This is a genomic window from Pseudomonas sp. TWP3-1 (assembly GCF_049896625.1).
Classification (GTDB): Bacteria; Pseudomonadota; Gammaproteobacteria; order Pseudomonadales; family Pseudomonadaceae; genus Aquipseudomonas.
Genome location: NZ_JAFCUQ010000008.1, coordinates 189,117 through 212,687, shown reverse-complemented (window position 1 = coordinate 212,687; position 23,571 = coordinate 189,117). Strand labels below are relative to the sequence as shown.

The 23,571-nt window shown below is 61.6% G+C and carries 21 protein-coding genes and 1 pseudogene; 8 read left to right on the top strand and 14 right to left on the bottom strand.

Annotated features, from left to right (window positions below; genetic code table 11):
- Nucleotide 1 precedes the first annotated feature (1 nt).
- The 4 genes and pseudogenes from ACP7BN_RS13745 to ACP7BN_RS13730 form a co-directional block, all read right to left on the bottom strand.
- Nucleotides 2-991: a lysylphosphatidylglycerol synthase domain-containing protein gene (locus ACP7BN_RS13745; RefSeq protein ID WP_426204778.1), complete on the bottom strand. Its 990-nt coding sequence runs from the start codon at nt 989-991 to the stop codon at nt 2-4.
- Complete coding sequence (gene clsB, locus ACP7BN_RS13740) at nt 988-2,274, bottom strand: cardiolipin synthase ClsB (protein WP_426204776.1); 1,287 nt, start codon at nt 2,272-2,274, stop codon at nt 988-990. Before clsB ends, ACP7BN_RS13745 begins: the two co-directional genes overlap by 4 nt.
- Nucleotides 2,271-3,068, bottom strand: coding sequence for an endonuclease/exonuclease/phosphatase family protein (locus ACP7BN_RS13735; RefSeq protein ID WP_426204775.1), 798 nt, complete (start codon nt 3,066-3,068; stop codon nt 2,271-2,273). The genes clsB and ACP7BN_RS13735 overlap by 4 nt, the downstream gene beginning before the upstream one ends.
- A 35-nt stretch (nt 3,069-3,103) precedes the next feature.
- A pseudogene (locus ACP7BN_RS13730) lies at nt 3,104-3,370 on the bottom strand (DUF72 domain-containing protein); the annotation flags it as partial.
- Between the two features lie 355 nt (nt 3,371-3,725).
- On the opposite strand from ACP7BN_RS13730, the gene ACP7BN_RS13725 reads away from it, so the two are divergent.
- Nucleotides 3,726-5,840: a mechanosensitive ion channel domain-containing protein gene (locus ACP7BN_RS13725; RefSeq protein WP_426204772.1), complete on the top strand. Its 2,115-nt coding sequence runs from the start codon at nt 3,726-3,728 to the stop codon at nt 5,838-5,840.
- Between the two features lie 242 nt (nt 5,841-6,082).
- On the opposite strand, the gene ACP7BN_RS13720 is transcribed toward ACP7BN_RS13725, so the two are convergent.
- Nucleotides 6,083-10,381: a DEAD/DEAH box helicase gene (locus ACP7BN_RS13720; RefSeq protein ID WP_426204770.1), complete on the bottom strand. Its 4,299-nt coding sequence runs from the start codon at nt 10,379-10,381 to the stop codon at nt 6,083-6,085.
- Between the two features lie 253 nt (nt 10,382-10,634).
- On the opposite strand from ACP7BN_RS13720, the gene ACP7BN_RS13715 reads away from it, so the two are divergent.
- Both ACP7BN_RS13715 and ACP7BN_RS13710 read left to right on the top strand, forming a co-directional pair.
- Nucleotides 10,635-11,519, top strand: coding sequence for a sugar nucleotide-binding protein (locus ACP7BN_RS13715; protein ID WP_420648590.1), 885 nt, complete (start codon nt 10,635-10,637; stop codon nt 11,517-11,519).
- A complete protein-coding gene (locus tag ACP7BN_RS13710) occupies nt 11,512-12,441 on the top strand; it encodes an NAD-dependent epimerase/dehydratase family protein (RefSeq protein ID WP_426204767.1) in 930 nt (309 codons plus the stop codon). The genes ACP7BN_RS13715 and ACP7BN_RS13710 overlap by 8 nt, the downstream gene beginning before the upstream one ends.
- Nucleotides 12,442-12,609: 168 nt before the next feature.
- Here ACP7BN_RS13710 and ACP7BN_RS13705 read toward each other — a convergent pair whose 3' ends face one another.
- From ACP7BN_RS13705 to ACP7BN_RS13680, 6 genes are all read right to left on the bottom strand, one after another.
- Nucleotides 12,610-13,308, bottom strand: coding sequence for an OmpW/AlkL family protein (locus ACP7BN_RS13705; protein ID WP_426204765.1), 699 nt, complete (start codon nt 13,306-13,308; stop codon nt 12,610-12,612).
- Nucleotides 13,309-13,557: 249 nt separating this feature from the next.
- Nucleotides 13,558-14,076, bottom strand: a complete 519-nt coding sequence (locus ACP7BN_RS13700) for a DUF3299 domain-containing protein (protein ID WP_426204764.1) — start codon at nt 14,074-14,076, stop codon at nt 13,558-13,560.
- An 11-nt stretch (nt 14,077-14,087) separates the two neighbouring features.
- Nucleotides 14,088-15,353: an ABC transporter permease gene (locus ACP7BN_RS13695; protein WP_426204762.1), complete on the bottom strand. Its 1,266-nt coding sequence runs from the start codon at nt 15,351-15,353 to the stop codon at nt 14,088-14,090.
- Nucleotide 15,354: 1 nt separating this feature from the next.
- Nucleotides 15,355-16,065, bottom strand: coding sequence for an ABC transporter ATP-binding protein (locus ACP7BN_RS13690; protein ID WP_007966120.1), 711 nt, complete (start codon nt 16,063-16,065; stop codon nt 15,355-15,357).
- A gap of 17 nt (nt 16,066-16,082) precedes the next feature.
- Complete coding sequence (locus ACP7BN_RS13685) at nt 16,083-16,676, bottom strand: DUF2796 domain-containing protein (protein WP_426204760.1); 594 nt, start codon at nt 16,674-16,676, stop codon at nt 16,083-16,085.
- Between the two features lie 158 nt (nt 16,677-16,834).
- A complete protein-coding gene (locus ACP7BN_RS13680; protein WP_426204758.1) occupies nt 16,835-17,401 on the bottom strand; it encodes a hypothetical protein in 567 nt (188 codons plus the stop codon).
- Nucleotides 17,402-17,601: 200 nt separating this feature from the next.
- Here ACP7BN_RS13680 and ACP7BN_RS13675 point away from each other — a divergent pair, with 200 nt between their 5' ends.
- The gene (locus ACP7BN_RS13675) at nt 17,602-17,964 is read left to right on the top strand and encodes a hypothetical protein (protein ID WP_426204757.1); all 363 of its coding nucleotides are present in this window, start codon (nt 17,602-17,604) and stop codon (nt 17,962-17,964) included.
- A gap of 6 nt (nt 17,965-17,970) precedes the next feature.
- On the opposite strand, the gene trxA is transcribed toward ACP7BN_RS13675, so the two are convergent.
- From trxA to ACP7BN_RS13660, 3 genes are read right to left on the bottom strand one after another with little or no spacing between them, the layout of a single operon-like run.
- Complete coding sequence (gene trxA, locus ACP7BN_RS13670) at nt 17,971-18,843, bottom strand: thioredoxin (protein ID WP_420648582.1); 873 nt, start codon at nt 18,841-18,843, stop codon at nt 17,971-17,973.
- A 39-nt stretch (nt 18,844-18,882) separates the two neighbouring features.
- A complete protein-coding gene (locus ACP7BN_RS13665; protein WP_426204754.1) occupies nt 18,883-19,539 on the bottom strand; it encodes a class I SAM-dependent methyltransferase in 657 nt (218 codons plus the stop codon).
- The gene (locus tag ACP7BN_RS13660) at nt 19,536-20,000 is read right to left on the bottom strand and encodes a YbaY family lipoprotein (RefSeq protein ID WP_426204752.1); all 465 of its coding nucleotides are present in this window, start codon (nt 19,998-20,000) and stop codon (nt 19,536-19,538) included. Before ACP7BN_RS13660 ends, ACP7BN_RS13665 begins: the two co-directional genes overlap by 4 nt.
- A gap of 127 nt (nt 20,001-20,127) precedes the next feature.
- Between ACP7BN_RS13660 and nrdR the strand changes: the two genes are divergently transcribed.
- The 4 genes from nrdR to ribBA are packed head-to-tail and all read left to right on the top strand — an operon-like array spanning nt 20,128 to nt 23,558.
- Nucleotides 20,128-20,592, top strand: a complete 465-nt coding sequence (gene nrdR, locus ACP7BN_RS13655; RefSeq protein ID WP_007910946.1) for a transcriptional regulator NrdR — start codon at nt 20,128-20,130, stop codon at nt 20,590-20,592.
- A complete protein-coding gene (ribD, locus tag ACP7BN_RS13650; RefSeq protein ID WP_426204750.1) occupies nt 20,589-21,722 on the top strand; it encodes a bifunctional diaminohydroxyphosphoribosylaminopyrimidine deaminase/5-amino-6-(5-phosphoribosylamino)uracil reductase RibD in 1,134 nt (377 codons plus the stop codon). Before nrdR ends, ribD begins: the two co-directional genes overlap by 4 nt.
- A 47-nt stretch (nt 21,723-21,769) precedes the next feature.
- Nucleotides 21,770-22,435: a riboflavin synthase gene (locus ACP7BN_RS13645; RefSeq protein ID WP_426204749.1), complete on the top strand. Its 666-nt coding sequence runs from the start codon at nt 21,770-21,772 to the stop codon at nt 22,433-22,435.
- Between the two features lie 31 nt (nt 22,436-22,466).
- A complete protein-coding gene (gene ribBA, locus ACP7BN_RS13640) occupies nt 22,467-23,558 on the top strand; it encodes a bifunctional 3,4-dihydroxy-2-butanone-4-phosphate synthase/GTP cyclohydrolase II (protein WP_420651356.1) in 1,092 nt (363 codons plus the stop codon).
- Nucleotides 23,559-23,571: the final 13 nt, after the last annotated feature.

Here is a 23,571-nt window from a genome sequence, read left to right as displayed (position 1 = left end):
GCTAATGCCTCGGCTTCTTCTCAATCCGCAACGACTTGGCCTTGGCCTCAACCAGCAGATACATCACCAGCGTAATCAACAACGGCAACAGAAAATAAATCGCCCGATACGCGAGCAGTCCCGCCACCAGGCTTCCGCGCGAAGCCTCGTGTTGCAGGAGCGCCACAAACACCGCTTCCAGCACTCCGAGCCCCGCAGGGATATGCGTGATGACCCCGGCAATCGCGCTGATCAACAGCACCCCGAGCACCATCGGATAGTCCAGTTTGCTCGGCAGCAAGGTGAAGATCACCGCCGCCATCAACGACCAGTTCAGCGCGCCGAGCAGCAGTTGCAAGACCGCCATGCGCAACGACGGCAGATTGATTTCCACCCCGCGAATCGACCACTCGCGACGGCGGGAAAACTGACACGCGGCGAGGTATCCGGCGCTCACCAGCAGCAACAACACACCAATACCCTGCAACGCAGTGCTGCTGACTTTCCAGCCCGGCGGCATGGTGACCAGTCCGCTGCTGAACACCACGCCGGCGATGGTCATGTAGCCAAACCAATTGGTCGCCAGGCTCAAGCCGAGGATCTTGGCGATGTTGCCCTTGCTCACGCCAAGTCGAGAATACAGCCGATAACGCATGGCGATGCCGCCGACCCAGGCGCTCAGATTGAGGTTGAATGCGTAGCTGATCACGCCCACCGGCAGGATTTGTTTCCAGGTCAGATCCTGCCGAATATAGGTGCGGCCGATCAGGTCGAAACTGGCGTACACCAGAAAGCTCACCAGCGTCAGGCTGGAAGCGATGATCAGCGTGCGCACCTTGAAGTCGGCCAGCGTTTGCAAGACTTCGGTCCATTCGATGCGCATGGCGAATGTGGTCAACAGCGCAATCAGCGCCAGAAAAAACACGATGGTCAGCGGACGTTTCCAGCGACTCCAGCGCGACTTGGTCGCGGCAGCCGAATGCGTCCCAACGGAAGCTTCTGAATGGCTCATTTATCAACACTCCCGGCGACATGCACAAAGGGCGTGAGCCTTGGCTTGTGCGCCGGCAACCAACCGGCCATTGCCGGAAAAACCCGCAGGAAGTGGAACACCAGAAAGCCCACGGTCAAGTGCCAGATGCGACCGCGCGGCAGCTCGTCTGCGTCCATGGCCTTGCAGTGATTGTTGCTCAAGTCTTCGAGGCGCTCGAACAAGTGCTGATTGAACCCACGGTCGCGAATCAGCACGTTGGCTTCAAGGTTGAGCGACAGGCTCAGCGGGTCAAGATTGCTCGAGCCGACGGTGCTCCAGTCGTCGTCCACCAGCGCGACCTTGCCGTGCAGTGGCCGCTCGCAATACTCGTGAATATGCACCCCGGCCTTGAGCAGATAGTCGTAGGTCATGCGCGCGGCAAGTTTGGCCACCAGCATGTCCGGCTCGCCCTGCAAAATCAGCCGGACCTCGACACCGCGACGGGCGGCGTTGCGGATTTCCCGCAGCAAGCGATAACCGGGAAAGAAATAAGCGTTGGCGATCACCACGCGCCGCTGTGCCGTACGTAAGACCTGCATGTACACATCTTCAATGTCGGTGGTGTGCTGATCGTTGTCGCGGAATACCAGGCGAATCTGGCCGTCATGATCACTCGAAGCCATGTCTGCGCGACGCTGGCGCCGGCGTTGCCACCAGAACCGTGCGCGGCCCGGACGACCGCTTTGCAACAGGGCGAAATGATGGATGTCGGCCACCGCCGGCCCCTGAATTTCCACTGAATAATCCTGCTTCGCCTCAGGGCCGAAATCGGCCAGGTGATCACCGGAAAAATTGATCCCGCCAATAAACGCCAACGTGCCGTCGACCACCACAATCTTGCGGTGCAGACGCCGGAACCAATTGGTGCGAATCCCCAATCGTTTTGGCGCCGGATCGAACATCTGCAAATGCACGCCGGCATCGCTCAACGCCGTCAGATAAGCGCTGGTCAATTCGCCGCAACCGAAGCCGTCGAGGCTCACCGTAGTGCGTACGCCGCGCTGCGCAGCGTCGATCAGAATCTGCTGCAACTCGTTGCCGACCTTGTCTTCGAAGACGATGAAGGTCTCGAGCAGGATTTCGCTTTTCGCCGCGCGCATCGCTTCGAACACGCGCGGGAAATATTCCTCGCCGTTCTCCAGCAATTCGACACGGTTGTTGCCCTGCCAGCGGTACTCGACATCAACGTTGCCGGGCTGGCGCACGGGCGGAGTGATGGCGATGGTTTCCACGGCGGATTTCTCCAGCGGTGCGCTGCTCATAGTTCGATCTCCACCGATAACGGTGCGTGGTCGGAAAGGTGCGACCAAGGCCGATTGGCCAGGACTTTCGGCTGGCGGGCCTTGAGGTTGCGCACGTAAATTCGGTCGAGGCGCAGCACGGGCAGTCGAGCCGGGAAACTGCGCGCCGGTTTGCCGTGGTGCTCGGCGAACACTTCGCGCAGGCCGCACGGTTTGAGCACTGCATCGGCGCGCTGGCGCCAGTCATTGAAGTCACCGGCAACGATCACCGGCGCATCGTCTGGCAGCTCGGACAGGCGCTCATTCAGTAGGCGAAGCTGTTCGTTGCGATGACTCTCGTGCAAGCCCAAGTGAACGCAGATCGCGTGCAGTTCACGATCATCGCCGGGCAGGCGCAACACACAATGCAGCAGGCCACGGTTCTCATGGCCGCTGATCGACACGTCGAGATTGTCGTGACGCACGATCTGGAATTTCGACAGCAGCGCATTGCCGTGATCGCCGTCCTGGTATACGGCGTTGCGCCCGTAAGCGAACTGCGGCCACAAGCTGTCGGCGAGAAACTCGTATTGCGGCATGGTCGGCCAGTTGTTGTAGCGCTTGGGATGGTGCTCGTGGGTGCCGTGCACTTCCTGCAAGAACACCACATCAGCCGACACGCTGCGCACCGCCTCACGCAGTTCCGGCAAGATGAAACGCCGGTTCAGCGCGGTGAAACCTTTGTGGGTGTTGACCGTCAGCACCGTGAAACTGCGCACGGTCGGCGTGACCTCGGTGGTCTCGTCGGTAAACCCGACCGGCTCGGAAATGCTCATGCCAGCGCTCCTTCGGCAGCGGGTTCGCCGGGGCGCGGTTTGCAGATGTCGCGCAAGCGGCGCACGTGTGTAATGAAACGCGGTGCCTTGACGCTGAACACGAAGTCGGCGGGCGTTTCGGCGTACCACTGGGCATAGCGCTCCGGCCGTTGCAGGGGGTAGAACGAGCCGTTGATTTCGATGCTGTTGACGGCTCGCGAGGCGAATTGCAATTCGCGTTTCTGCGTCAGCCCTTTAGGGTAGAAATCCCCGCGCCACGGGGTGTAGCGCCAGCCTGAAATACCAATGTGAATCGCCGCCATGTCGCCTCCCGTCGAAAGTCCTCGTGTTGCCTGTGTTTGTTGATGACTGTGGCGGACGGGGGAAAGTTTCGGTGAGGCTATGGACGGTCGAAGATCAAAAGCCCCTCACCCTAACCCTCTCCCCGGGGGAGAGGGGACTGACCGAGGTGTCTCGCGCTATACATCGACCTGAAAAACCGAGTTGAATTCGAGTTCCAAACCCCTAAGCGCTGCGGTCTTTCCGGTCGATGTCACTCGCAAGACACTTCGGTCGGCCCCCTCTCCCTCGGGGAGAGGGCTGGGGTGAGGGGATCTTGAACTTGCCGACCAAATATCGATCAGTTCCTGACAGGTTCAGCCAAGAGGTCGAGGCGTTTTGATCAAGTTCAGAGCCGCAATTCTATTCGGGGCGCTGCTGTTATTCGGCGCCAACGCCGCACAAGCCGTGACGTTGCCAGGCGTCCCCGCCGCCAGCGAGGAGCCGGCCAAACCCGAGCCGCTGGTACAGGGCGGACTGCTCGGCGCGATCAGTTCGGGCATCGACGACGTTCAGGACAAGCTCGACCTCAACGAGCATCTGGTCGATGCCTGGCGGCTGCGTGCCGACCGTGCGGCGGATGAAGTCGACAAGCTGGTCAATCAACCGGCGAATCGCTCGGGCTGGAGCGTGGCCGGGGATTTCCTCATGCTCTCCGGGGTCTGGCTCGGCACCTTCGCGGTGTTGACGGTGCTCGGCAGCGTGCTCGCCAAACGCATGCGCGAAGGCCGCTGGCTGCGCACTCGCCAGCGCAGTCAGGATCTGATCGGTTATTTGCTGCCTTACACTTTGCCGGCGCTGGTCTGCCTGCCACTGACGCTGTACGTCAGCCACTTTCTTGATGCCTCGGTCGGCCGCGCGCTGGCGCTGTGCCTGGCCTACGCCACCAGCAGCGGGATATTTTCCACTTCGATACTGTTATGCGTGGTGGTGATGTTCAACACCGGCCATAAACGCCCGGCCGTGCAGATCCTGCGCGATTACTGCCCGAAACCGTTGTTCCTGATTGGCTTCCTCGCGGCGCTCAGTGATGCGTTGACCAGCCCGCAGATCGCGCGGCAGCTGGGCGGCAACATCACCAGCAGCGTGGCGGTATTCACCGGTCTGTTCGCCTCGATCATCTTCGGCCTGGTGGTGATTCGCATGCGCCGGCCGGTGGCACACTTGATCCGCAATCGCTCGCTGAGTCAGCGTCTGAAACAGCCATCACTACAGGAATCGCTGCGGATTTTTTCCGGCCTCTGGTACTGGCCGATTGTGCTGATGGTGCTGGTGTCGGCGGTCAACCTGATTGGTATCGGCGAAGACAACCAGAAGGCGCTGCGCTGTGCGTTGTTCACCATGGTGCTGTTGATTGGCACGGTGTTTCTCAGCACCATCCTGCAGCACCTGTTCAAGTCGCGCAAAGCCACGGCGCTACAGCGCAGCAGCGCTTACAAGGAGCGTTTTCTCAGCCTCTCGTACGCCTTGTTGCGCATCGTCATGGCAGTCGCCTTCATCGATATTCTCGGGCGGATCTGGGGCGTGTCGCTGCTCGACTTCGCCCAGAGCAGTACGGTTGGCCGGGCGATCAGCAACGCCTTGAGCAGCATTGGCCTGATCTTGCTTGTGACCTGGCTGTTGTGGGTGGTGCTCGACACGGCGATTCAGGAAGCGTTGAAACCGCCGGTCAGCAAACGCTCGGCGCGTCAGCCGAGTACGCGGGTGAAAACCATTCTGCCGCTGCTGCGCAACGCGATCAAAATCATTCTGGTGGTGATCTGTGCGATCACCACCATGGCCAATCTGGGGATCAACGTTGCGCCGCTGTTGGCAGGTGCCGGGGTGGTCGGTCTGGCCATCGGTTTCGGTTCGCAGCAACTGGTGCAGGACGTGATCACCGGGCTGTTCATCATCATCGAAGACACGCTGTCGATTGGCGATTGGGTGGTGCTCGATTCCGGGCATGCCGGCACTGTCGAAGGGCTGACGATTCGTACCTTGCGCCTGCGTGACGGCAAGGGTTTTGTGCACTCGGTGCCGTTCGGCCAGATCAAGGCTGTGACCAACCAATCGCGGCAGTTTGCTTACGCGTTTTTCTCGGTGCAGTTCACCTACGACACTGATGTCGACAAGGCGATTGAGCTGATCCGCGAGGCAGGTGATTCGATCCGTGAAGACCCGTTCCTCAAGTACAACCTGCAAGGGCCGCTGGATGTGTTTGGCGTCGACCGCATGGATCTGAATGGCGTGGTGCTGACGGCGCAATTCCGCACGGTGTCGGGCGGGCAGTATGCGGTGAGTCGTGCGTTTAACCAGCGCTTGAAGAAGCTTGTGGATAACAGCCCGTGGGTGCATTTCGCGCAGACTTATCCACAGCAGGTTTTGTTGCCCAAACGGGAGGGTGAGCATGAGGAGGAGGGGGGCGCGCCGGAACAATCGCCAGTGGTGTTGCCGCAGCCTTCGCGTACCTGAGGGCAAATGTCTGTGCTGGAGCTGCCGGCCTCATCGCTGGCAAGCCAGCTCCCACAGTGACTTGTGGTGTGCCGGCGATTTCAGCATCACACAGAACCCCTTCACAAAGATTTGTGGTGTGCCGGTGATTTCAGCAGCAGACAGAACCCTTTCACAGTGATTTGTGGTGTGTTGGTGATTTCAGCATCACACCGAAACCTGTGGGAGCTGGCTTGCCAGCGATGGGGCCAGAGCAGACAACCTCAGTGCCGGATCAGTTTGCTGCGAATCTGCGCCATGGCCTCTGCATCCAGCTCTACCCAGAACAGCGGCTTGCCGGCAATCAGCGCTGCAACCGGCAAGCCGTCGCGATACACCAGCCGATTGCTCGCCAGCGCTGGCACTTTCGCGCCGGGTAATAGCGTCCCGGCGAGGTTCAGCGGATCCACCCCGCACACCGCAATCAGCGCGCCGTCATGCTCGCGACGGCGCACTTCGCGCAGCAGCGCAATCGCCTCCGGCAACGCAAACTGTTCACCCCCCAGACCACTGACAAACCGCCCGCCACGAATCTCGCCGCGTGCTTCCAGTCGATGGAAGGTGCGCAGCAATTCACGCCAGCTCGGCAGCCAATCCGCTTCGCGTTCGAGCAAGCGCCAGAACACCACGCCATAGCGCCGCAGCAAGGTCATCGCAATGTGCTCCAGTGTTTCGGCTGGAATTTTGTCCACAGCGGGCGCGGGGCTACGCCGCAACAACGCCCAACGCCCGGCATCGTCCATCCCGCCGACAAACGCCCCGCGCCCACGGCGACTGCTGCGTTGCTGGCGCTTGCTGGCCGGGGTGATCAGCGCTCGCAGTCCGGCGAAGCTGTCGGCGTTTACCAGACCGGCGCCGACCAGTTCCTGCAAGGCGATTTCCAGTTCGGCGCGCAGCAGATGCGCTTCGTGAATCAGCTCATCGAAAAACAAGGCGCCGTGCTGACTCAGCGCTTCGAAAACCTTCTGCGTTTTCAGCGACAGTTCGCTGACTGGCGTCTGCTCTGCCAGCGCGCCCCACAATCCGACCTGGCTGCGCGGCAGCAACACCACCGGCGTACTGCGCAACGCCGTGCCGCTGATTTTTTGCCGGGCACTCAGGCGCGTCCACACCAGTTTGCCGTTGCGGCACAGATCATCCAGCCAGCTCGGCGAATAGTCTTTCAGCCTGGCCGGAAGGATATCGCTGTCCCATGCCGAAGCCGCTGCCGGATACCCTTCGAACTGGCCGACAATCGCCGGCAACACTGCGCTGCCCTGACCCTGAGTCGCGGGCGATAAATGCTGCCAGTCGAACAGAAACCGTATGAAGTCCTGCAAGGCAACCGGTTCGATTTCCCGGCGCAGACGCTTGACCGTGTAGCGATGAATTCGCGCCAGCAAGTGCCGTTCGCACCATTCTTCGACGGCCACGCCCGGCGTGAACTGACCGCGCAGCACATAACCTTCACGCTCCAGTTGCGCCAAGGCTTGAGTGACCTGTGAAGTGGACAGCGCCAACGGTCTGGCGATGTTCGCGAGCGGCAGTGGGCCGAAAGCACCGAGCCGCGCGCGGATGACTTCGACCAACGCGTCTGCAGCTGTCCACGCCTCGTCGAAACCGGGTAGGGCTTCGAACGCCGGTTGCAAAACCGCCTGTGGATAAAGTGCCTGCAGTAAGGTCAGGCGTTCGCGCGCCAGCCACAACGTGTGTTGCTGATCGATCTGCATGCGGCAGGCGCGACCATTCTCGGCCAGCGCTTGCAGCCAGTCGTGCCAATGCTCGTTGGTCTGCACTTCGGCTTCGCTGATGCAGGCGAGGCTCATCAGCGCTTCGTGCATTTCATCGACGTTATGCGCGGTCGGCCAGGCTTCTTCACGCACGGCGCTGATCGCATCGACATCCAGCGCGCCGAGGTCGTCAGTGGATTCGGGGTCGCTCCAGCGCCGGTTCATTACCGCCTGGGTGCGGCGTTCTTCCAGCGGCGCATCGTCGAGAAACGCATAGGGCTTGGCGCTGAGAATTTCCGCCGCCAGTGGCGACGGCGCCGGTAGATCGCGGCTGAGCAAACGCACTTCGCCGCGCTCCATGCGCCGCAACAGATTGAGCCAGCCGTCGCTGTCCAGCGCCTCGTGCAGGCAATCATTCAGCGTTTGTTCCACCAGCGGGTGCTCAGGGATTTCGCGCTCGCCGGCGAGGTTTTCCAGGCAGGCAATCTGATCGGGAAACACCCCGGCGATCAGGTCTTCGCTTTTCATCCGTTGCAACTGCGGCGCGACTTTGCGCCCGCCAGTGAACCGTGGCAGCGCCAGCGCCACTCCGGCATTCCAGCGCCAGCGCACGCCGAACAGCGGCGCCTCCAGCACCGCTTGAATCAGCAGATGCTCGGCGGTGTTGCTGTGCACATAGCGCCAGACTTCGTCGAGTTCGAAACTGTGACTGGTGGACAGCGATAAGACGATGGCGTCCTCACTGGCAGCGGCCTGCAATTCGAAATTGAACGTGCGGCAGAAACGCTTGCGCAGGGCCAGGCCCCAGGCGCGGTTGATGCGGCTGCCGAACGGCGAATGGATGACCAACTGCGTGCCGCCGGACTCATCGAAAAACCGTTCCATCAGCAGCGTGTCCTGCGACGGCAAAGCGCCGAGGGTCAGGCGTGCGCGGGCCAGATAATCCACCAGTTGTTCGGCGCTGGCGCGGTTCAGGCCCAGGGTGTTGGTCAGCCAGTCGAGGGCCGGTTGCAGATCCCCCGGCGTGGCGCTGAGTAACTGGTCGAGCTGCGCTTGCAGGCGTGCCACGGCACTGGACAGTTCGGCGGTGCGCCCCGGTGCTTCGCCGAGCCAGAACGGGATGGTCGGCGACTGCCCGTGCGCATCTTCGACCCGCACCTTGCCCGACTCGACCCGCAGGATCCGGTAGGAGGTGTTGCCGAGCTGAAAGATGTCCCCGGCAATGCTTTCGACGGCGAAGTCTTCGTTGACGCTGCCGATGTTCAGCCCTTGCGGTTCGAGCAGCACGCTGTAATCGGCGTTGTCCGGAATCGTGCCACCGCTGGTGACCGCCGTCAGCCGTGCGCCGCGTCGGCCGCGCAGGGTGCGGTTGACCGCGTCGCGATGCAGGTAAGCGCTGCGAATCCCTTGGCGGCCGTTATAGCCTTCGGCGAGCATCGTCAGCAGCGCCTGATAGTGTTTTTCGTCGAGCTGCGCGTAAGGCTCGGCACGGCGAAACAGCGCGAGCAAATCGTCTTCGGCCCATTCCTGACAACTGACTTCGGCGATGATCTGCTGCGCCAATACATCCAGCGGCGCTTGGGGAATGTGCAGGGTGTCGAGTTCACCCCGGCGCACGCAGTCGAGCAGCGCGGCGCATTCGATCAGGTCGTCGCGGCTGGTGGCGAACAGTCGGCCCTTGGGCGTGCCGCCAACCTGGTGCCCGGAACGGCCGACGCGTTGCAGAAAACCGGCAATCGAACGCGGCGAGGCGATCTGGCAGACCAGATCCACTTCGCCGATATCGATGCCCAGTTCCAGCGACGCGGTGGCGATCAGCACTTGCAGCTCGCCGCGCTTGAGGCGCTGTTCGGCGTCGAGGCGAAATTCCTTGGCCAGACTGCCGTGGTGCGCGGCCACGGCGTGTTTGCCGAGGCGTTCGCTCAGGTGCCGGCTCAGGCGTTCGGCGAGGCGCCGGGTGTTGACGAAAATCAGCGTGGTGCGGTGTTCTCGGGCGAGCGTGGCGAGGCGGTCATAGACCAGTTCCCAGATGTCATGCGACATCACCGCCGACAACGGCACTGGCGGCACTTCGATGCCCAGATCCCGTGGACGGGCGTGGCCGATGTCGATGATCTCGCAGGGCCGCTGATGGCCGACGAGAAACCGCGCCACCGTATCGATGGGTTTTTGCGTGGCCGAGAGGCCGATGCGCGTCAGCGGTTCGGCGCACAAGGCTTGCAGGCGCTCGAGGCTCAGCGCCAGGTGACTGCCGCGTTTGCCGGCGGCGATGGCATGGATTTCATCGACGATCACCGTGCGCGTGCTGCCGAGCATTTTGCGCCCGGAATCCGAGCCGAGTAGCACATACAGCGATTCCGGCGTGGTCACCAGAATGTGCGGCGCGGTTTTGCGCATGGCCGCGCGGTCTTTTTGCGGGGTGTCGCCGGTGCGCACGGCGGTACTGATGTGCACGGGCGGCAAATTCATCCGCTGCAGTTGTTCAGTGATACCGGCCAGCGGGTTTTGCAGGTTGATGCGGATGTCGTTCGACAGTGCCTTGAGTGGCGAGATGTACACCACCAGGGTTTCGTCCGGCAGGCCGTCGGGGTTTTCCAGCCCTCGGTGCACCAGGTCATCAAGCACGGCGAGGAACGCGGTGAGGGTTTTGCCGGAGCCCGTGGGCGCAGCGATCAGCGTCGAATGGCGCTGGCGGATCAACGGCCATGCGCGGGCCTGGGCGGCGGTGACCGACGGGAATGTGCTGCTGAACCAGGCGCTGACGGCGGGGTGGAAGCCTGCCAGCGCGCTATTGGCGGGGAGGGGCAGATTCATGGTTTCAGTTATGCGGGTGGCTGTTGGAAGTTGCAAGTACCACTCAGGATCTAGTCTGCCTGTCAGGGCCTCATCGCTGGCTTGCCAGCGATGAGGCCAGTAGCCACGGCACAAATCCCGGCAATCAACACTTTACGGATGACGGTTGCGCACTAAACCCGCAAAATGCAACGATTCCGGCAATTATCGACGACGGCGCCACAAGTGCCGTCGCCAAAGCCATCGTTCCAATCAGACTGGGCCTGCTGACTTTATGCGAATGCGCCTTATGTTACTGGGCGGCGGAAATGCCCTTGGGCAAGCGCTGATTCGCCTCGGCGCGGAGGAAGACATCGGTTTCCTCGCCCCCCGCCCACCAGAAGACGGCTGGGATGCCGCGAGCCTGACGCAACTGCTCGACGACACCCGTCCCGATGCGTTGATCAACCTCGCCTATTATTTCGACTGGTTCCAGGCCGAGACGGTCAGCGAAACCCGACTGTCCGCACAGGAGCACGCGATCGAGCGTCTGGCCGAATTGTGCCAGCACCACAACATCGTGCTGGTGCAGCCGTCCAGTTATCGGGTGTTCGACGGCTCGCGTGCGACCGCTTACAGCGAAAAAGATGAGCCGGTGCCGCTGGGTTTGCGTGGTCAGGCCTTGTGGCGCATCGAGCAAAGCGTGCGCGCAACCTGTCCGCAGCATGTGCTGTTGCGTTTCGGCTGGCTGCTCGACGACAGCGCCGACGGCACCCTCGGGCGGTTCCTCGCCCGCGCCGAACAACCGGACGAATTGCTGCTGGCCGACGACCGTCGAGGTAATCCGACCCCGGTCGATGACGCCGCTCGCGTGATCATTTCGGTGCTCAAACAACTCGATTGCGCCGCGCCGCTGTGGGGCACTTACCACTACGCGGGTCATGAGGCGACCACGCCGCTGGCGCTGGGTCAGGCGATTCTCACCGAAGCGCGCGGCCTGCATCCGTTGGCCATTGAAGCGCCGACCGCGCAGGCGCATGCCGCACGTCCGGACGCCGCCGAAGAGCCGCAGCACGCGGTGCTCGCCTGCAAGAAAATTCTGCACACTTTCGGGATCAAGCCGCGCGCCTGGCGTGCCGCGCTCCCGGGCTTACTGGATAGGTTTTATCGCCATGGCTGACGGCCCCGTTCTAATCACCGGCGGCGCCGGTTTCATCGGCTCGCACCTGACCGACGCGTTGCTCGCCAGCGGCCACTCGGTGCGCATCCTCGATGACCTGTCGACCGGTAAGCGCAGCAATCTGCCGCTGGACAATCCCAAGGTCGAACTGATCGTTGGCGATGTCGCCGATGCAGCGCTGGTTGCGCAGGCGATGCAGGGTTGCAGCGCGGTCGCGCATCTGGCCGCCGTCGCGTCGGTGCAAGCCTCGGTGGATGATCCGGTGAAAACTCATCAGAGCAATTTCATCGGCACGCTGAACGTGTGCGAAGCCATGCGTCAGGCTGGCGTCAAACGTGTGCTGTACGCCTCCAGCGCGGCGGTGTACGGCAACAATGGCGAAGGCGAGTCGATTGATGAAGACACGCCGAAAGCGCCGTTGACGCCATATGCTTCCGACAAACTGGCCGGTGAGCACTACTTCGATTTCTATCGCCGCCAGCACGATCTGGAGCCGGTGATTTTCCGCTTCTTCAACATCTTCGGCCCGCGCCAGGACCCGTCCTCGCCGTACTCCGGGGTGATCAGCATCTTCAGCGAGCGCGCGGCCAATGGCCTGCCGATCACCGTGTTTGGTGATGGCGAGCAGACCCGCGATTTTCTCTATGTGGAAGATCTGGTGGATGTGCTGGTGCAGGCGATCGAGAAGCCTGAAGTGGAAGTCGGCGCGGTGAATGTCGGCTGGAATCAGGCGACCAATCTCAAGCAGATGCTGGCGGCGCTGGAGGCGGTGGTGGGTGAGTTGCCGCCGATCAGCTACGGCCCGGCGCGGTCGGGGGATATTCGGCATTCGCGGGCGGATAACCGGCGCTTGCTGGAGCGTTTCAAGTGCCCGCAACCGACGCCGATGAGCGTGGGTCTGGCGCGGTTGCTCGGCCGCTGAGCTTGTCGCGGACATGAAAAAGGCGCCTTTTGACAGGCGCCTTTTTCACGGCCGGAATTTATCGCTATCCCTGTGGCGAGGGGGTTATCCCCGGTCAACTGCACAGCAGTCGCCGTCAGTTCTAAGTCTGCTCACCACCAAGCCTCATCCACCACCACGTGAACGTTCTTAGAACTTGTAGCCCAGACCCACCATGTAGATGAATGGATCAACATCCACATTCACCCGGGCGCGAGTGCCCGGTGCAACGGCGTTGTTCTCGACGGTGGCGCGCGTATCGATGTCGATGTAACGCACCTGAGCGTTGAGCATGATTTTGTCGGTGATCATGTAATCAGCGCCGACCTGCCACGCCAGACCCCAGGAGTTTTTCGCCTTGAAGTTGCTGAAGCCGTTGGACTGGGCCTGGCTGCCGACGTGTTCGTCGTAGATCCAGGTGTAGTTGATGCCGCCGCCGACATACGGCTGGAACGCCGATTTCGGATCCAGTGGGTAGTACACGACGCTGAGGGTTGGCGGCAGGTGTTTCAAGGTGCCGAGTTTGCCGTTGGCCGCGCCTAGGGCGGTGCCTTTGAGTTTCACGTCATGCTCGAACGGCGAGGCGGCGAGCAGTTCGATACCGATGTTGTTGGTCAGCATGTACGCGAAGTTCAGACCCAGCTGCGTGTCGCTGCTCATGGTCGCCTTGCCGCCCAGATTAGCGCCGCTCAACGGACCCTGATCGACCTTGACGCTGGAGCTGTCGGCATTCGGGTTGACGGTGATCGCACCGGCGCGAACGATGATGTCACCGGCGTCGTGGGCGTGGGCGAGCGGGGCTGCGAGCGCGAGGGCAACCAGCGAGGCGCTGAGCAAGGACTTGTTCATGGGGGCTCCGAAAGGACGTTAAAAATGTTTGATGTCCTATGGTACGAAGCCATCTGATACGGTCTTTTGACTCAGCTCAATGAAACAGTCATCCCCTCAGGTTTTGTTGAACCTTTGCCGGCCTCATCGCTGGCAAGCCAGCTCCCACAGGGATTGGAGTCGGTCATAAATTGTATGGTCGCCACAGCAACCTGTGGGAGCTGGCTTGCCAGCGATGGGGCCCTGAAAAACAACACAAAACCAGCAGAATCACTCCGGCAGTTCATACGCATAAATCTTGTCCGCCTCCATCTGATACCCGGCATCCGCCAGTTCACTGCTCGACGCCTTGACCTGCATCGGGCCTTCGACCCAGTACGGCTGATACAGCTCATCCAGTTTCACGCCGACTTCGCTTTTCACATGCACAATCTGGTTCGACGGTGGTGGCGGCACGTGGATGCAGGCGCCGAAATACGGCACCAGCAAGAAGTCCGTAGTGCGACCCTCTTCGCTGACTTCCAGCGGCACGATGTAGCCCGGCAGACGGATGTTCTGCCCGTCGAGGCTCTTCACCACAGGCGCGTTGGGCATGTCCTGTTTAGCGGCGGGCGCGGCTTCGGCGGCCAGCGCATCGCTCATCTTCGACAGGTCGTGCAGCGGCGTCATGTTCGGCACTTCCGGTGCCGCGTCGGGCGGGATCATTTCCGACCAGGTCAGGTCTTTCGGCGCCGCTGCCCACACGGGCAGGGCGACCAGGAACAACAGCGCAAGCAAGGCGCGGGGCATGGTGAACATCCTCATAAACGGATCGACAGGCCATCGGCCAAGGATTGGCGATACGCGCGCCAGGCCGGCACACTGCCCATCAGCAGCGCAGCGCCCAGAATGCCACCGAGCAGCGTCCATTCATACTCACTCGGCCAGGCCAGCGGCAGATACAAACCGTAATTGGCCTGCACGTAGCCCTGCGCTGCGGCGATGCCGACGTAGAGCAATGCGACCCCGGCAATCACCCCAGTCAGCGCCAGCGCGAACGCTTCAAGTACCAGCAGTGTCGCGATGTGCCACGGCCGCGCGCCCACCGAACGCAGGATCGCCATCTCACGCCGACGCTCGTTGAGGCTGGTGAGAATCGCCGTGAGCATGCCGATCAATCCGGTCAGCACCACGAACAACGAGACCACGAACAAAGCTTTTTCAGCGGTGCTCATCAGGCTCCACAATTCCTGCAAGGCCACGCCCGGCAGAATCGCCAGCATCGGTTCGCCACGAAATTCATTGATCTCGCGTTGCAGCGCAAAAGTCGAAATCTTGCTGTTGAGGCCGAGCATGAACGCGGTGATCGCCTGCGGCGTCAGGTCCATGTTGCGTGCCTGATCGGCGCTGATGCGACCGTTGCCGCGCGCCGGCACGCCGTTGTGCCAGTCGATGTGAATCGCCTCCATGCCGCCGAGGCTGATGTGCAACGTGCGATCCACCGGGGTGCCGGTGCGCTTGAGAATGCCGACCACGGTGAACGGCTTGTCGTCGTGCTTGACCAGACTGATCGCTGCCACGCCGTGTGCCAGCACCAGTTGATCGCCGAGCTTGTAGTGCAGCGCTTCGGCGACTTCGGCGCCGAGCACTACTTCGAACGGATCGGTGGCAAATGCGCGGCCGTCAGCCAGTGCCAGATGTTGCTGGCGACCGTACTGATAGTGCTCGAAGTAAGCTTCGGTGGTGCCCATCACCCGATAGCCGCGATGCGAATCGCCGAGCGACATCGGAATCGCCCACTTCACTTTCGGGTTGTTGGCGAAGTGCTCGAAGCTGTCCCAGCGGATATTGTTGGTGGCGTTGCCGATGCGGAACACCGAATACAGCAGCAGATTCACCGAACCCGAGCGGGCGCCGACGATCAGGTCAGTGCCGCTGATGGTGCTGGCGAAACTGGCTTTGGCCTCGGTGCGTACGCGCTCGACGGCGAGCAGCAGGCAGACCGACAGGGCAATCGCGAATGCAGTAAGTAACGCGGTGAAGCGCCGGTTGGCAAGACTGGCCATGGCCAGACGGAACAAATACATCTCAGACCTCGGCAGACGTGGCGGCGCGATTGAGCTCGGCCAGGGACAGGTGACGGTCGAACAGCGGCGCAAGGCTCTGGTCGTGGCTGACGAACAACAGGCTCGATCCTGCCTCGCGGCATTCGGCGAACAACAGTCGGATGAAGTTTTCCCGCGCGTCGTAATCCAGTGCCGAGGTTGGCTCGTCGGCGATCACCAGTTCCGGTTGGCCGATCAAGGCGCGGGCGGCGGCAACTCGTTGTTGTTGACCGATTGAAAGCGAATCCGCGCGCCGCCCGAGAATGCTTTCATCTTTCAGACCCAAGTGCGCCAGCAGGGTGGCCGCAGCCTGATCGACACTGCCGTGGCGCTGTTTCGCGCGCTCGGCACGCAGCTTGGAGAAGTGACACGGCAGCTCGACGTTCTCGCGTACCGAGAGAAACGGCAGCAGGTTGAACTGCTGGAAAATATAGCCGGTGTGATCAACGCGAAAACGATCACGCGCGCCGGCGCCAAGTTCAGTCAGCTCCTGGCCGAGCAGGCGAATGCTGCCGCGACCGGGCTTCTGCACCCCGCCGAGCAGGCCGAGCAAGGTGGTCTTGCCGCTGCCGCTCGGGCCTTTGAGGAACAGCGTTTCACCCGGCTCCAGACGAAACGCCGGGATATCCAGCAACGGCGGGTGACCGGGCCAGTTGAAGCCGAGGTCGGAGAGTTCGATGAGTGCTTGGGTCATGGCGCCGATTCGTGATCTCAGAATTTCAGGGCGGCAGCTTTGGCCGTGATTTCGATGCCTTGCTGGCCGCTCGGGCTGATCAGTTGTACCTGAATTTTCTGAGTCGCCGGGAAGGTGTTGAAGATGTTTGCCAGATCCAGCGTCTTCAGCGCACCCGGAGCTGCGCAGGAGAATTGGTAGTGGGCGTGGATTTCGCTGTGGTCGTGGTGGTGCTCGTGACCATCCTTCGCGGCTTCATCGTGGTCATGCTCGTCGGCATCCGGCTTGTCGCCGAACAGCGGGCTTTCGAGTTCCTGGCTGGTCACCTTGCAGCCGGCGGCGGTTGGCAGGCTGAACAGCACCAATGGTTTTTCCAACTGCGCGCGGGCAGCAGCGACCTTGGCCTTGTCCGCGTCGCTGGTGGCGACATGTTCAAAGCCAACCAGATTCATCGCCGGGCTTTCCAGCTCAAGTTCCAGCGTCTGACCATCCAGTGCGGCATTGAGACGACCAACGCCATGCTCGTGAGCGCCAAGGCTACCGTGCTCATGATCGTGATCATGCTCATCGGCCGCCTGGGCGACGGCCAGCGGCAACAGGGCAAACGGCAAAGCGAGCAGCAGACGACGCATGGCGATCTCCGGGGAGTAAAGTGAAAGGTTTGTTATGTAATCTTATAACGAAAGTCCGCAGAGTTTGCCCGTGCGCTCCGCTTTGCGCAAGACATGACTGCGCACCGTCCCGAGCAGATCCCGGGATGGTGCGCAGATAGGAGGTGGTGCTTTTGGAGTCAGAAGCCCGCGCCTGGATAGTCAAACCAATAACGTCCCGAAAGCACATGACTGACCAGACTGGGTTCGAGAATGTTCGGGGCATCGCGAGTGAAGCGTTGGCGCCATGCCGGCAGCCACCAGTAATTGATGGCCGTTCCGCGCGGAAGTACCACGAGTGTCATCACCTCTCGATCTATTCTGTCCTCGATGAAGAGTTGATGGCTGCGATCCATGAAGCCCATGTACTGACTGACCGGCAATTGGAACATCAGCGCCACGGTGAAGACTTTTTCACTCTGACTGAACGCCGGACTTTGCAGTATCTGCACTGCTTCGCAGGTGTACGGCTTTGGTTGGCCAGCGATTTTTTTGCCTTCTGGAGTAGAAAGTATGTCGAAACGGTCGTCCATATCCCGCCAGTCTATGCGGCTATTGCCCTCAAAGTAATTGCGGACCACGGCGGTAAGCGGACCCGGCGCAGTGGCATCGTGAGAACAGGCGGAAAGGTCGGCAGGCGACCAGAAGCGCCATGCCACGATCAGCAGGAGGGGAACGGTCAGAAGTATCCAAAAGCGTCGACTCATAGCGACTTCAGACAAACGCAGGCCAAATGGCCTCCCTTTGAAGCAAGTTTTCGTCCTGAAGACATGGGCATCCTTCCCATTGAAAAAAGAACAATGTAGATGATTGAACGATAAATACCAGATGCAGTGATGCCCGTGCGCTTGGCGTTGCACAAGTCCCATGGGAGCATGCGGGTCAGTTAAATGCGGGAGCGAAGCTCATGTTGCGGATACGCGGAACCGTCGGCGACTTGCCGGTGGATTTGACGCTGGAGTTGGATGAGGCTGATTGGGCGCGGCTTGGTTCGCAGTTTGGTGGGCAGGTTCAGGCTGCGCAGGCGGACGCGGTTGCAGCGGCGGTGCCGGCGGCAAAACCAGTGAATCAGGACGATGCCTTGTGGCAGATCGCTCAAGATTTGTTGCGCCAGGCTGGGCAGCTCAGCGGGCCGGATCTGCTTGAGCAGCTTGAGGGACTGACCGGCAGCGCAGCGTCGGGCAAGCGTTTGCTGGTGCGGCTGCGGCACAGTTCGGATGTGAAAGTGGTGAGCGGCGGGGATACGCCGCTGTATAGCTGGATCGAGTAACGCGGCTTAATACAGCGCAGCAAACATCTTGCGGCGGTAGGTATTGACCAGCGGGTGATCGTTGCCCAGCAGTTCAAACACTTGCAGCAAGGTCTTGTGCGGCAGGCCTTCGCCGTAGCTGCGATTGCGCACGAATAGCTTGAGCAGCGCGTCCAGTGCCGCGTCGTATTGCTGGCGGGCCAGTTGCTGGATCGCCAGTTGATACACCGCTTCATCGTCCTGCGGGTTTTGCGCCAGACGGCTTTTCAGGTCGGCGGCGTCCGGCAGGTCGCGGGCCAGGCCGAGGAATTGGATCTGCGCCTTGGCCCCGGCCAGTGCGGCTTTGTGCTCATCGCTCTTGACCGCGTCGAGCACGGTTTGCGCTTCGCCCAGTTCACCGCGTTCGGTCAGGCAGCGTGCGTAGAGGATCAGTGCCTTGGCGTTGGTGTTGTCTTCGCCGAGCATCACCACCAGCGCGGCTTCGGCATCGGCAAAACGCCCTTCGTCAAACAATGCTTGTGCTTGTTCGAACGGATCGGCAGCGGCTGGTGGCGGCATCTGCACATGCGGTTCAAGCAGCGCACGCACTGCGGATTCCGGTTGCGCACCGGCAAAACCATCCACCGGTTGACCATCCTTGAACAGCACCACGGTCGGCAGGCTGCGGATGCCAAAGCGCGCGACGATGTCCTGCTCGGCTTCGCAATCGACCTTGGCCAGCAGCAGTTCGCCTTGATAGCTCTCGGCGATGGTTTGCAGCATCGGCATCAGCGCCTTGCATGGCGCACACCATTCGGCCCAGAAATCCACCAGCACCGGTTTATGAAAAGAAGCCTCGATCACCAGTTGGTCGAAATCGGCCGTGGTGGCGTCGAAAATGTACGGCGTTTGCTGACTCATGGGGTATCTCGTAAAAGCGTGAATGGGGCAACTATACGGTCAGGCGCGGGCCGCGTGGTAGAGGCTGACGTGGCGAAACTCTTCCGGCTCGGCCAGATCAGGCAAGGTCATGGCTTCGAGCATTTCGATGCGCCGGTACTGCGGGTGACTGAAATCGCGCACGCGTGAATCAGCGACCAGCGCTTCGCGGCCTCGGCTGAGGAAGGCATCCAGCAGCGGCAGATTCGCACGGTCGTACAAAACGTCGGCCACCAGAATCAGATCGAAGCGGTCGTCTTCGGCGAAGAAATCCGCCGAGTAGCCAAGCTGCACGTCATTCAGTTCGGCATTCGCCCGGCACGCGGCCAGCGCCAGTGGATCAAGGTCGCAGGCCACCACTTCCAGCGCCCCGGCCTTGACCGCTGCAATCCCGGCGACCCCTGAGCCAGCGCCAAAATCCAGCACGCGCTTGCCCCTGACCCATTGCGGATACTCAGCCAGATGCCGCGCAACCGCCAGACCGCTGGCCCAGCAGAAACTCCAGTAAGGCGGCTCGTGCAGGATCCGTTGAGTTTCTTCCTGGCTGAAAGCACGCGCCATGTTGTCGCCGTCGATCAGCCACAGTTTCAAGTCGGTGCCCGGCAACGGGCAGGCCACCAGCCGCGCGTCACCGAGCAATTCACTCAAGGCCTGTTGCAGGTCAAACGGTGCAATCATGGCGCTTTGACGAATTGCAGTTGGCCCAAGGCCTGAGTGGTCGGCTGGGTAATGGTTTGCGAGGGCAGATGCAGAATCAACTGCCCGGACTGAGTTGCGCGGCCACGCAGTTCAACCCGTGCACCGGCCGGGAAAGCGTCCGGATTGAAGCGCACGTGAAACGGCAGGATCTGGTTGTTGCCGATCAGAGAAGAACTGGCGAGCAACTGCTGCGGGCGATCCTTCGCGTCGATCACCAGCAACGCCAGTTCGACCTCAGCACCGGCCGGCACGCCTTGCAGGGTGCCGCTCAGTTCACGTTGATAGGCCGGCAGCGGGCCGAGCTGGGCGGCTTCCCTGGCCTTTTTCTGCGCTTGTTGCGGCGCCGGGCCGGGAGTCGGTGGCTGCGGCTTGGGCGCATCGCTGCTGCAGGCCACCAGCAGACTGAAAAGACTGAGCAAAACGAGCGGACGTAACGACATTGGCGGCTCCGGGAAATGAAATCCATGGATCAAATGATCATGGCAGTCTGTATACCGCAAAGCCTATGGCTTGTCTTGCGACCGGGATGCGCTACCATGGCCCTCCCTTTTTTTGTTGCCAGCCACCATGCACTGTCCCTTCTGCGGTGCCAACGACACCAAGGTCATCGACTCGCGTCTGGTCGCCGAGGGCGAACAGGTGCGCCGCCGGCGTGAATGCCTGGCCTGCGGCGAACGTTTCACGACATTCGAGACCGCCGAACTGGTGTTGCCGCGCCTGATCAAAACCGATGGCAGCCGCCAGCCGTTCGACGAAGAAAAACTCCGCGCCGGCATGCAACGCGCGCTGGAGAAACGTCCGGTGAGCGTGGAGCGCCTCGAATCCTCTCTGGTGCACATCAAGCACAAACTGCGCGCCACCGGCGAACGCGAGGTCAAATCCCTCGTGGTCGGCGAACTGGTGATGGCCGAGCTGCAAAAGCTTGACGAAGTGGCCTACATCCGTTTCGCTTCGGTGTACAAACGCTTCCAGGATCTCAACGAGTTCCGCGAAGAGATCGACCGTCTGGCCCGCGAACCGGTGAAAGAATGACCACCGCCGCCGAGCAAGCCATCCTCGACGCGCACTTCATGGCGCGTGCGCTGGAACTGGCGCGCAAAGGCCATTACACGACGCACCCCAATCCGCGCGTCGGCTGCGTGATCGTGCGCGACGGGCAGATTGTCGGCGAAGGCTGGCATGAGCGTGCCGGCGAACCGCACGCCGAAGTCCACGCTTTGCGCGCCGCCGCTGAACTGGCGCGGGGCGCCACCGCTTACGTCACCCTCGAACCATGCAGCCATCACGGGCGCACGCCGCCGTGTGCCGATGCTTTGGTGACTGCGGGTGTCGGGCGAGTAGTCGCGGCGATGCGTGATCCGAACCCGCAAGTTGCCGGCCGTGGTCTACAGCGTCTGGCCGATGCCGGGATTGCTACTGAGAGTGGCGTGCTGGAAAGCGAAGCGCGCAAGCTCAACCAGGGTTTTCTGAAACGCATGGAACACGGCTTGCCGTTCGTGCGGGTCAAACTGGCGATGAGTCTCGACGGGCGCACGGCGATGGAAAGTGGCGAGAGCCAGTGGATCACCGGCCCGGCCGCACGTTCGGCGGTGCAGCGTCTGCGCGCGCAGGCCAGCGTGGTGCTGACCGGAGCCGACACGGTGTTGGCGGATGGCGCACGTCTGACCGTGCGCGCCGACGAGTTGGGCCTGGATGCCGGGCAAACCGCGCTGGCCATGAGCCGGCCGCCGCTGCGGGTGCTGATCGACGGACGTCTGCGCGTGCCGCTGGATGCACCGTTTTTCAAGGCCGGCCCGGCGCTGGTCGCTACTTGCGTGGCGGTTGAAGAACAGTACGCCCACGGCCCGGAGTGCCTGATCGTGCCGGGCGAGGACGGTCAGGTCGATTTGCGCCAACTGCTGATCGAACTGGCCAGCCGTGGCGTCAACGAAGTGCTGGTCGAGGCCGGCCCGCGACTGGCCGGCGCCTTTGCTCAGATGGGTCTGGTCGATGAGTTCGTGATCTTCATCGCCGGCAAGTTCCTCGGCTCCTCGGCGCGTCCGTTGCTGGACTGGCCGCTGGCCTATATGAAGGATGCACCCGAGCTGAAAATCACTGAAATTCGCGCGGTTGGCGATGACTGGCGAGTCACTGCCATCCCTGTCCCATCGGCGAGCGTATAATTCCCGGCCATTGCGATAGCGCTGGCTTCGTTCTCAAGGAGAACTCCATGTTTACCGGCATCATCGAATCCATCGGCAGTATCCGCGCACTGACCCCAAAGGGCGGTGATGTGCGGGTGCATGTCGCAACCGGCAAGCTCGATCTGAGCGACGTCAAGCTCGGCGACAGCATCGCGGTCAACGGCGTGTGCCTGACTGCTGTGGAACTGCCGGGCGACGGTTTTGCCGCCGACGTCAGTCGCGAAACCCTCGACTGCACGGCCATGAATGACCTGAAAAGCGGCAGCCCGGTCAATCTGGAAAAAGCGCTGACCCCGACCACCCGTCTCGGCGGGCATCTGGTCAGCGGTCACGTCGACGGAGTCGGCGAAGTGGTTTCGCGCAGCGATAACGCGCGCGCCGTGGAATTCCGCATCCGCGCGCCGAAAGAACTGGCCAAGTACATCGCCCACAAAGGCTCGATCACCGTCGATGGCACCAGCCTGACCGTGAACGCGGTCGATGGCGCTGAATTCCTGCTGACGATCATTCCGCACACCTTGAGCGAAACCATCATGGCGTCGTACAAGCCAGGTCGTCGGGTGAACCTGGAAGTCGATTTGCTCGCGCGTTATCTGGAGCGCTTGCTGCTCGGCGACAAAGCCGCAGAATCGGTTGCCGGCAGCACGATCACCGAAAGCTTTCTGGCCGCCAACGGCTACCTCAAATCCTGACACTCAAATTTTGAAAGAAGGGGGGTGCCTAGTGGCGCTCAATAGCATCGAAGAGCTGGTTGAAGACATCCGCCAAGGCAAGATGGTCATCCTCATGGATGACGAAGACCGCGAGAACGAAGGCGACCTGATCATGGCCGCCGAGTGCTGCAAGGCTGAACACATCAACTTCATGGCCAAGCACGCCCGTGGCCTGATCTGCATGCCGATGAGCCGCGAGCGCTGCGAACTGTTGAAGCTGCCGCTGATGGCGCCGCGCAACGGTTCCGGTTTCGGCACCAAGTTCACCGTGTCGATCGAAGCGGCCGAAGGCGTGACCACCGGCATCTCCGCCGCTGACCGCGCGCGCACCGTGCAAGCGGCTGCCGCCAAAGACGCCAAGGCTGAAGACATCGTCAGCCCCGGTCACATCTTCCCGCTGATGGCCCAGGCCGGCGGCACGCTGGCTCGCGCCGGCCACACCGAAGCGGCGTGCGACCTGGCGCGCATGGCCGGTTTCGAGCCGAGCGGCGTGATCTGTGAAGTGATGAACGACGACGGCACCATGTCGCGTCGCACCGAACTGGAAGCGTTTGCCGCCGAACACAACATCAAGATCGGCACCATCGCCGACCTGATTCACTACCGGATGATCCACGAACGTACCGTTCAGCGGATTGCCGAGCAGCCACTGGACAGCGAACTGGGCCAATTCAACCTGGTGACCTATCGTGATTCGGTGGAAGGCGACGTACACATGGCGCTGACCCTGGGCACCGTTTGCGCCGAAGAACCGACGCTGGTTCGCGTGCATAACATGGATCCGCTGCGCGATTTGCTGATGGTCAAACAACCGGGCCGCTGGAGCCTGCGTGCAGCCATGGCCGCTGTGGCCGAGGCTGGCAGCGGTGTGGTGCTGTTGCTCGGTCATCCGCTCGATGGCGACGTGTTGCTGGCGCACATCCGCGAAACCGCCGATCAGGTGGCGGTGAAAAAGCCGACCACTTACAGCATCGTCGGTGCCGGTTCGCAGATTCTGCGTGACCTCGGTGTGCGCAAAATGCGCTTGATGTCTGCACCGATGAAATTTAATGCGATATCCGGTTTCGATCTGGAAGTTGTAGAATACGTGCCCTCCGAATAATGACCGGTTGTTT